Here is a 276-nt window from a genome sequence, read left to right as displayed (position 1 = left end):
AGCTGCTCCTGCGCTCAATGAACTCCCGGATCCACTCGATGGTCTCCGGATGGTCCAGATGCAGCCCATGTCCCGCACCCGGTACCCGGACGAGGACCGAACGGGCAATGTGCTGGCGGAGCAGCAGGGCGTTGGGCAACGGAGTCAGTCTGTCTTCGGTGCAGTGGAGGATCAAGGTGGGAGCGGTGATCCCGCCGAGTTCGCTCCAGGCGTCGTGCTCCCGGCTGGCCCGGAAATGACGCGCCTTGGCCCACGCCGACGCACGGGAACTAAAGA

1 protein-coding gene is annotated in these 276 nt (G+C 65.2%); it reads right to left on the bottom strand.

Features of this window, described 5'->3' with window-relative positions:
* A partial coding sequence (locus ACR9ZK_RS21955; protein ID WP_481344070.1) for an alpha/beta fold hydrolase occupies positions 1–276 on the bottom strand: 276 nt, incomplete at both ends.

The sequence above is a fragment of the Monashia sp. HAY1-5C genome, assembly GCF_056755255.1.
The sequence above is the reverse complement of the archived record's forward strand: the minus strand, read 5'-3'. Positions and strand labels throughout refer to the sequence as shown.